Origin of the sequence: Plebeiibacterium marinum (assembly GCF_026013615.1) — a bacterium.
GTDB lineage: Bacteria > Bacteroidota > Bacteroidia > Bacteroidales > Marinilabiliaceae > Saccharicrinis > Saccharicrinis marinus_A.
Genome location: NZ_JAPDPI010000057.1, coordinates 19,736 through 29,425, shown reverse-complemented (window position 1 = coordinate 29,425; position 9,690 = coordinate 19,736). Strand labels below are relative to the sequence as shown.

Below are 9,690 nucleotides of genomic sequence, written 5' to 3'. Positions count from 1 at the left end.
CCTTTGACTTCACAACAAGGGGCATCGCCCCTTGAAAATACCAAGCTGTAAATCTCAGGCTGTAAGTCTGAAACTATCTCCAATAATTATTTTAGGCAAAGGATAGTTTTTTGACATTCGAAACAGAATATGCACATGATCTTCAACTGAATTGGAAATAATACAAGAAGAATCGTAATTTTTCAATATGCCCGTAATAAAATTTCAGGCCTTCAGCCTGTTAGGCGAAAAAGTTTACCGATGGTTTTGTACTATTATCGATGTAAAATATTCTCTTCAGGTTATACCATTTTGATAATGAAATGAGCACTTGGTATAATGCCGATAGACTAATGACAGTGTTAAATGTAAAGCAAATTTAACGCTCGTGTCATTAACAAATCGGTATTAACAAAAACAAATGCATGATAAATTAAAACAACATTTAGACCCAGGTTTTGCGCTTGATCCCAAATAATTAAGGTCTTCAGGACTATTCAATATATTAACATAGGGTATATTGAACGCTATACGATTATTAAGTCAATCGTTTTTATCAAGCTCGGTTTTTCATTCCGGGTTTACAAAAAGCTTGCTCCACCACAACCACTGGTTATTGTCATCTTGTGCAGTAAATGTTAACAAAACACGTCTTTTATCCTGAGGCATCCTAAGCTTTATCCTTAGAGTATCATTATTTAACTTGTATATTTCTTTATTGTACTGGTTGTTGAAAAAGCAATTGATGGTTTGATACTTATTGGATTTATCCAACCTTAGTATTGTTGTATAATCAGCCCCTCCATCAAGCTTTACCGGATATTCCGATTTAGATTTTATTACCAATGGTTTCATATTCACCTTTTGCACAAATCGCTCCAGCTTTTCAAACCTCCCGGCCACAGGAAACCTGGGGATAGTATACCGGTTAGTATTCCCGCTCCATACTCCTGAATTCTGGGCAAAACCCAGTTTATAGCCTCTTTTGAATAATACATCAGCCATTATGGAATCAAATTCCCCATAAGGATAGGCATATACAGAAGGAACAAAACCCAGGTGTTCTTTAAACTCCATTTCCATCACATCCAAATCCTTTTCAAACTCAACCTTGCGAAGGCTGTCTGGATAATCCATAAAATAACTGTGCCTATGCGAATGTGCACCTATTTCAATGCCCTCGCCATGCAGCAACTGAATCTCGTCCCAGCTCAAATAATCGCTCCAGCCCACACTCTCGGTATTTACAAATACAGTAGCCTTGCATCCATACTTTTTTAGTAAAGGATAACCATTGGTAAGAAATGATTTTAGTCCATCATCTACCGTGATCAAGACCTTTTTTGAGGAATCCTCACCGCCATGTAAAATCCCCGAAGCAGTATAAGTAACAAATTGGTTTTCTTTTAAGTATTGAAGATGCGATTCAAAACTCTCTTTTGATGTATTGGTTGAAGGGTACCGGGCATCACCAAACCTATGATAAACCACCCCTACAGCATAAAAACCCTCCTGCAAACCATAATCCTGAGCAACACCGGATTTATCATTAGTATTTTGAGAATGGCAGCTTGTTGACAAAACAATGGTCAGCAACAGGCTAATCCAATAACTTTTCCCAAATCGTATCGTTTTTCCTGATTTTTGCCAACCTATATTCATCATAATTATGCAAATCGTTAAACTCAATAACATTGCGCAGCGTATGAACATATTCATACCTTTTTTCGGAGTAATTATTTAAATACCAGATGAGCCGGTAAGGATTATTGGTTGTCAGCCTCATTTCGCGAAACTGCTTATATGCATTGGCACGGGCTATGGTTTCCAGATAATCATAAACAGATTCAAAAACAGAGTCGTACTTTCGTAAAAAAATATCATTGTCGCCCCTCGACTCTCCTGCCTTAATCCTTTTCTCATCAGAGTTGTACGACCATATCCCAAATACATTGTTGGCCTCCCTGCAAAACCGGGAAGTGGCCCAACCACTCTCAATAGCTGCTTGTGCCAGAATTATCGAAACGGGATGTGGATACAGCCGCTTGATAATTTCATCGATATCCTCTGTTTTATACCTGGCTTTTAACTCATTGATATACAAGGAATCTTTTTTAACCGCCATACCTGAGTTAATTGCACCCTTAATAGCAATAACACGCTCCCTTTTCATATCCATTTTTCTACAAGCCAGCAACACCGAAGGAAGCATCATGTCAATAAACTTTTGCATCCTTTCTTTGTAATGAATATCCCTAAGATCGGGTACATGACTAAATATCACAGGCTTTACCACCTTGCTACTGAGTTTGGGTATGGAATCAATCACCTTGCTATCATATACTGATACATTAACCCCATCTAAAAGCTTTTTATTGGATCTGTTTATAAACACTAAAGCAATTGACGCAATAACAACACCTATTAACGGAATATACCATTGCTGGATTACTGTCTTTTTAAACTCACTTTGCATATTATATATAAAGATTAAACTATAAAGCAAATCACATTAAAACCATTTTTACAGGTTTGATTTATTTTAACAGATCGTTAGATTTTAGATAAGAGACGAGAGACTTATTTGCAAGATGCTTAAAACCAAACCTTTACCCAACTTAAGTTGATTTTATTAAATATCTCATATTCTAACACTTATAAAAAATTAACGAACTATTGTGTTTGAAACAATATTTAAATATAAGAAAATAAATATCATAGTCAGGTGAAAAAACATTATTTGCCGGTCGTACTCTTTTCGGCATACCACCGACTCCCCGTCGGGGCTGCTCCGTACCAACTCCGTACCAGATTCGAGTTCGCTTCGAGTTCGCTTCGTCTTTTTTTCGGGTGTATAATACGAACCGTAGCCGAAGCCTACCCGAACACTTCCCGAAGACATCCAGACCCTTTCCCGAAGCCGTACCGAAGAAAGGCAGGAAAAAACCCGAAAAAGACCCGAATCCGGATAATTTTTCCGATTAACTCCCTAAAACGTGACAATTTTATGGAATAACTCCAAAAATCGCGACAATCACCCTTTACTGAACAAAATATTTACAAACACCCTCAACCACCATACCTAACATATATCTGATATACAATCACATAACTACACAAAAAAGTAGCAGTAAAATTACTGCTATTTTGGGGATACTTTGCAATGAGCAATGAACAATGAACAATGTGACTAATGACAATGTGACATAATGACCATTGACTATTGACTTTTGGCTAATGACTAATAAGCAATGAGTTTTAAAACATGACATAAAGCATATTTTCTTATTTTATTGCTATTTTTTGCTACTTTTGTACACCCCAAACAATTGTTATTGATTTCACTTTACACCAGATTAACTCAGGAAAAAACTATACTTTTAAGAAAAATATATAACACAATAATAAATAGCTATGGCATTTGATATTGACATGATTAAAAAAGTGTATGCTCAAATGGGGAATAAGGTTGATAAAGCCCGTACCATTTTGGGAAAACCACTTACACTTACTGAAAAAATCCTTTACGCCCACTTGGCTGAAGAGGCTCAGGAGGCCTTTAAGAGAGGCGAATCGTATGTAAACTTTAACCCCGACAGGGTAGCCATGCAGGATGCAACTGCACAGATGGCACTTTTGCAATTTATGCAGGCGGGTAAAGACAAGGCTGCAGTTCCTTCAACTGTACATGCCGACCACCTGATACAGGCAAAAGTTGAAGCAGAAAAGGATTTGGCAAATGCCAAAGTAACCAACAAGGAAGTATATGATTTTTTAAGTTCTGTTACTAACCGTTACGGAATAGGATTCTGGAAGCCGGGTGCAGGAATAATCCACCAGGTAGTCCTTGAAAACTATGCTTTCCCTGGAGGTATGATGATAGGTACCGACTCCCACACTGTAAATGCCGGTGGATTGGGTATGGTTGCCATTGGTGTTGGTGGTGCCGACGCTGTAGATGTAATGGCAGGAATGCCATGGGAACTTAAATTCCCTAAATTAATTGGAATAAAACTTACTGGTAAGCTAAATGGTTGGGCTGCGCCAAAAGACATTATATTAAAAGTTGCCGGAATCCTTACTGTTAAAGGAGGTACCGGATGTATTGTTGAGTATTTTGGTGAAGGTGCAGAATCCCTTTCTTGTACAGGTAAAGGAACCATATGTAACATGGGTGCCGAAATTGGTGCCACTACTTCTACATTTGGTTACGATGCATCCATGGAGCGTTATTTAAGAGCTACCAAAAGAGATGATGTTGCCGATGCTGCAAACCAGGTAAAAGACCTGTTAACTGCTGATGCGGAAGTTTATGCTGCACCTGAAAAATATTTTGACCAGGTTATTGAAATTAATCTTGATGAATTAGAACCCCATTTAAATGGTCCTTTTACTCCGGACAAAGCTACTCCTATCAGTAAAATGAAAGAAGAGGCTGAGAAGAATGGATGGCCATTAAAAGTTGAGGTTGGCTTAATTGGTTCATGTACCAACTCTTCATACGAAGATATTTCAAAGGCTGCTTCGGTTGCTGATGATGCGGTAAAAAAAGGATTAAAAGCCAAAGCTGAATTCTCAATTACACCAGGTTCAGAGCAGGTTCGCTACACAATTGACCGCGATGGCATGGTAGATACTTTTAAAAAGATAGATGGTGTTGTATTTGCCAACGCCTGTGGGCCATGTATTGGCATGTGGGCGCGTATGGGAGCTGAAAAACAAGAGAAAAACACCATTGTACACTCCTTTAACAGGAACTTTGCAAAACGTGCTGACGGTAATCCAAACACTTATGCCTTTGTTGGTTCACCAGAATTGGTTACTGCTTTGGCTATTGCGGGAGACCTGGGTTTTAACCCAATTACAGATACATTAACCAATGCCAATGGAGAAGATGTTAAACTAGATGCCCCAACAGGCAACGAACTTCCTCCAAAAGGTTTTGATGTTGAAGATCCGGGTTATCAAGCACCTGCTAAAGACGGTTCTGATGTTGAAGTAATTGTTTCACCTGATAGTGACCGATTACAACTTCTTTCTCCATTTGCAGAATGGAATGGAGAAAACATCATGGGTGCCAAACTACTTATCAAAGCTGAAGGAAAATGTACTACCGACCATATTTCCATGGCAGGTCCATGGTTAAAATACCGTGGTCACCTTGACAACATTTCCAACAACATGCTTATTGGCGCAGTTAACAAGTTTAATGGCGAAACCAATAAAGTAAAGTCGCAATTAAGCGGGGAATACGGTGAAGTTCCTGCTACCCAAAGAGCTTACAAAGAAGCTGGAATCCCTACAATCGTAGTTGGTGACCATAACTACGGAGAGGGTTCTTCGAGGGAACATGCAGCTATGGAACCCCGCCACCTGGGCGTAAGGGCTGTTTTGGTAAAAAGTTTTGCCCGTATCCACGAAACAAACCTTAAAAAACAAGGTATGCTTGGACTAACTTTTGCCAACGAAGCTGACTACGATAAGATCCAGGAGGACGATACTTTCAACTTCCTTGATTTAAAAGACTTTGCTCCAGGAAAACCATTAACCATTGAAGTGGTACATGCAGATGGATCAAAAGATGAAATTGTTGCAAACCATACATACAACAACCAACAAATTGAGTGGTTTAAAAATGGTAGCGCCTTGAATTTGATTAAAAAACAAAATGCTTAAACAGCATAGGATTCAATAAAAAAAGCGATGTCTGCGACATCGCTTTTTTTTATACGTTCATCAGCTGTTAAACAATCACTTTTGAGAACCTGAAGGCTTAAAATTCCTGATAAAATAACTTGGAGTTACCAATAAGTGCACACCATAAGAATATTCCATCTTAGAGATATTCAAATCGTAATAGCTTTCAAACATCAGGCTTAAATCAGCATACTTTGCTATCTTTTTTTGATAAGAGAACTTAGTATTAAACATCTGCCTGGATTTTCTGTAGAATATATAATCAAGGCTTGTTAAAGAATGGAACAAAGCACTCCCCTTTGGAGCCATAAACTTGTCTGCATCCCAATATCCAAGCATCAGTTCCCCATGACCATAATCTACTTTTAAAGTATAATACAGCGCATTCCCGTTACTGTAATAATATACAATATCATCTGATATATCATTATAAAAAAGTGAATACACATCAAGATCAATTCCTTTCACAATCCCTCCTTTAAAGTCTCTGGCTAACCTTAAACCAAAAACAGAATTGGTCAAGGTTTTTTGACGTTCAGAATAATGTCCAATTTGCCCTCCTGTGTGACGCGCTATAAATTGGAAAGGCAAAGATAACTTAAAGCCGGATGTTGTTTTCAGCAAATCAAACTCCGTACTTAAACCATAAGTAAACCTTTCCGGTATAGTATCATCACTAAAAATAAACTGATCCCAGTCGAGCCATGTATCTACCCAAACATTTTTACCCTTAAACAAAAACTGGATACCCTGTTCAACCGGGCGGGTATATTGGTTTTCCGGATTAAAAACCGGCTCTATCATCCTATGCTGTACATCGCCCTTTAAAGCTCCCATAATCAGATCCAGATTTTTGAACAACTTCAAGTGAGCAGAATAAACCGGTATAAGCTCTGAAAAATCAGATACCCCATGATACTGAAGCAAATGGACTCCAGCCTTTAGCCGTAATTTTGGCGTTAAATTATACAAAACAGATGGTTGCACACTATATCCAATCAAGGTATATCCCTCAATAAAATCATCGTTATACTCATCATTCTGAAAAAAACTCAGCCCTTCAAACCTAAAAGACAGGTTGCCTTCCGTCTCCCCTGACCAATCGGCATAGGAATACCTGGCCGTACGATCCATCTGACCATAACCTGTAAAACACCCCAGGACAACAATAGAAGTCAGCAATATTTTCTTAAAACAACACATTTCCTTTAAAACTTATATCAGTTTAACAACAGTGCCAATATTCTTTCTTTCGTAATAACCATAAAAATGTTTTGATATTGCCCATATTTTTTATCCAAACAAAAAAAAGAGCCATAAAGTAAATACTCATGGCTCTTAAATCAAAATACAATTAGATATTTTATCTCAACTGAGCATCAATTTCCTTTTCAAGGTTTCTGATCATGCTCTTCATTATCTTATCAATTTGCTTATCGGTAAGTGTTTTGTTTTCATCCTGCAGGATAAAGTTCACTGCATAAGATTTCTTCCCTTCAGCCAGATTCTTTCCTTCATAAATATCAAACAAGGAAACACTCTTCAATAGTTTCTTCTCGGTTTTATTGGCAACTTCTTTAATCTGACCAAAGGTAACATCTTTATTTACCAACAAGGCCAAATCACGGCTCACCTCGGGATACTTAGGGATCTCTTTATAAATAACCTTTTGCTTACCGGCCACCTTTAATAGATTATCCCAATTAAACTCGGCAAAATATACTGTTTCCTTTAACCCGAACATCTTGCATAAGTCAGCACTTACCACACCAAAATCTACCAACTGAATTTTATTGCGGGTAGCCAGGGTAACACCTTCTGCAAAAACGTCATTTTCCACACTGTCTTCCAATAACATACTTTCCGGGATATTCAAACGGAGGATAATCTGGTTTACAACAGCCCTGATGTCGGCAAAAGAAGTAGCCCTTTCCTGAGCATTCCAGTTGGCCGCAATCATTTTCCCTGTTAAAAACACCCCTAAATGATGGTTTTCAGAATATTTATCGAGGCTGCCTTTTTCCCCTTCCGGATCAGACAGGCTATAACAGTTCCCAAACTCAAATAACTTTAAGTCGGCATTTCTTCTGTTCACATTATGCACTATTGACTCTAAGCCTCCCATCACTAATGACTGGCGCATTCCTCCAAGATCATTGCTCAACGGGTTAAACAAAGAAACCACATTTTTTTGCGGATACTTCTCCAGGTTGGCATAAAAGTCTGGCTTAGTTAGTGAGTTACACATAATTTCGCTAAACCCCTGAGCCACCAACTGATTGGCTATAATATTCCTGACCTTATGATCATCCGGATTATCCGAGTATACTAAAGTTGAATGAACTTCAGCAGGAATTTCAATATTATTATATCCATAAATCCTAAGAATATCCTCAATAACATCCACTTCACGTTGTACATCCACCCTATATGGAGGCACAGACAATTTCATTCCCACTTCGTCTTCGCTCAAAATATCCATTTCGAGTGAGGTAACTATATTTTTTATCGTTTCTTTAGATAAATCTTTACCTATCAAACGCAATATATTCTTCCATTTTACATCCACTTCAAAATTTTGAATTGGCTCAGGATAAATATCTGTAATTTCGGATGAAACAGTTCCGCCTGCCACTTCCTTAATTAATAACGCAGCCCTTTTTAGTGCATAAACAGTAATGTTTGGATCAATACCACGCTCAAACCTAAAAGAAGCATCAGTATTTAAAGTATGGCGCTTGGCTGTTTTACGAACATATACCGGGTTAAAATAGGCACTCTCTAAAAACACTTTTGTTGTTGATTCCTTTACGCCGCTATGTGTACCCCCAAAAACACCGGCAATACACATTCCTTCTTCGGCATTACAAATCATCAAATCTTTATCCGACAACTCCCTTTCCGTTTCGTCAAGTGTAATAAACTTAGTTTTTTCAGGAAGTGTTTTTACAACAACTTTATTTCCTTTAACCTCGTCCCCATCAAAAGCATGCAACGGCTGCCCCAACTCGTGCAACACAAAATTTGTTACATCCACAATATTATTGATAGGCGATAATCCAATCAGTTTCAGTTTGTTTTTTAACCAGTCAGGAGATTCCTTTACTTCAACACCTGAAATAGTTACGCCGCAATATCTAGGACAAGCTTCCTGGTTTTCAACCACCACATCAACTTCAAAATCCTTATTCTCAACTTTAAAATCATCAACAGAAGGCAAGTTTAATTCAACTTGTTCTCCGTTTGCTTTTAAATAGGCTGCCAAATCCCTTGCCACACCATAATGAGAAGCACTATCAACCCTGTTTGGGGTTAAATCAATTTCTATAACCACATCTGTTTCAACCTCAAAATAATCTTTTGCCAGTGTTCCTACTTCAACATCTTGCGGCAAAACCATAATACCATCATGGCTGGAACCTAATCCAATTTCATCCTCGGCACAAATCATCCCACGCGACTCTTCTCCCCTTATTTTTGATTTTTTAATGGTAAAACTATCATCGCCATCATAAAGAACCGTTCCAACAGTAGCAACCACAACCTTTTGGCCTGCGGCAACATTGGGAGCTCCGCAAACAACCGGCAATATTTCATCACCTCCAACATTTACTGTAGTTTTACTTAATTTATCAGCACCAGGGTGTTTTTCACAGGTTAATACTTCTCCTATAACCAAACCTTCAAGTCCACCTTTTATGGATTGAACTTCTTCGATTCCCCCAACTTCAAGACCTATATCTGTAAGGATTTTAGAAACCTTATCCGTCTCAATATCAATATTTAAATAATTCTTAAGCCAGTTGTATGATATTTGCATTTTTAATGATTTTGATTTTAACCTCGTTACAAGGCATATGTGAATTCAAAAACAAGTTCATAACAGAACTAATTTTGAGCCAACAAAAGTAATTATTTTGATGTCAAGTACCGAATTTTTACGGGTCAAAGATTAACAATAGATATGCATACTTTACACAACCGGCAATAAACTGATTTACAATACTTTTAAAA

Annotated in this window: 5 protein-coding genes; 1 reads left to right on the top strand and 4 read right to left on the bottom strand. The window is 37.9% G+C overall.

Annotation, left to right across the window (positions count from 1 at the left end):
- Positions 1 to 549: 549 nt before the first annotated feature.
- Both OM074_RS19055 and OM074_RS19050 read right to left on the bottom strand, forming a co-directional pair.
- Positions 550 to 1,644, bottom strand: coding sequence for a polysaccharide deacetylase family protein (locus OM074_RS19055; protein WP_301202188.1), 1,095 nt, complete (start codon positions 1,642 to 1,644; stop codon positions 550 to 552).
- Complete coding sequence (locus OM074_RS19050) at positions 1,580 to 2,455, bottom strand: glucosaminidase domain-containing protein (protein ID WP_301202187.1); 876 nt, start codon at positions 2,453 to 2,455, stop codon at positions 1,580 to 1,582. The genes OM074_RS19055 and OM074_RS19050 overlap by 65 nt, the downstream gene beginning before the upstream one ends.
- A 938-nt stretch (positions 2,456 to 3,393) precedes the next feature.
- Between OM074_RS19050 and OM074_RS19045 the strand changes: the two genes are divergently transcribed.
- Positions 3,394 to 5,655 carry an aconitate hydratase gene (locus OM074_RS19045; protein ID WP_301202186.1) on the top strand — a complete coding sequence of 754 codons (2,262 nt, stop codon included), beginning with the start codon at positions 3,394 to 3,396 and terminating at the stop codon, positions 5,653 to 5,655.
- Positions 5,656 to 5,730: 75 nt separating this feature from the next.
- Here the strand turns inward: OM074_RS19045 and OM074_RS19040 are convergent, their stop codons facing one another.
- On the bottom strand, positions 5,731 to 6,879 hold the full coding sequence (locus OM074_RS19040; protein ID WP_301202185.1) for a lipid A deacylase: 1,149 nt from the start codon (positions 6,877 to 6,879) through the stop codon (positions 5,731 to 5,733).
- Positions 6,880 to 7,039: 160 nt separating this feature from the next.
- A complete protein-coding gene (gene pheT / locus OM074_RS19035) occupies positions 7,040 to 9,496 on the bottom strand; it encodes a phenylalanine--tRNA ligase subunit beta (protein WP_301202184.1) in 2,457 nt (818 codons plus the stop codon).
- Between the last annotated feature and the right edge of the window lie 194 nt (positions 9,497 to 9,690).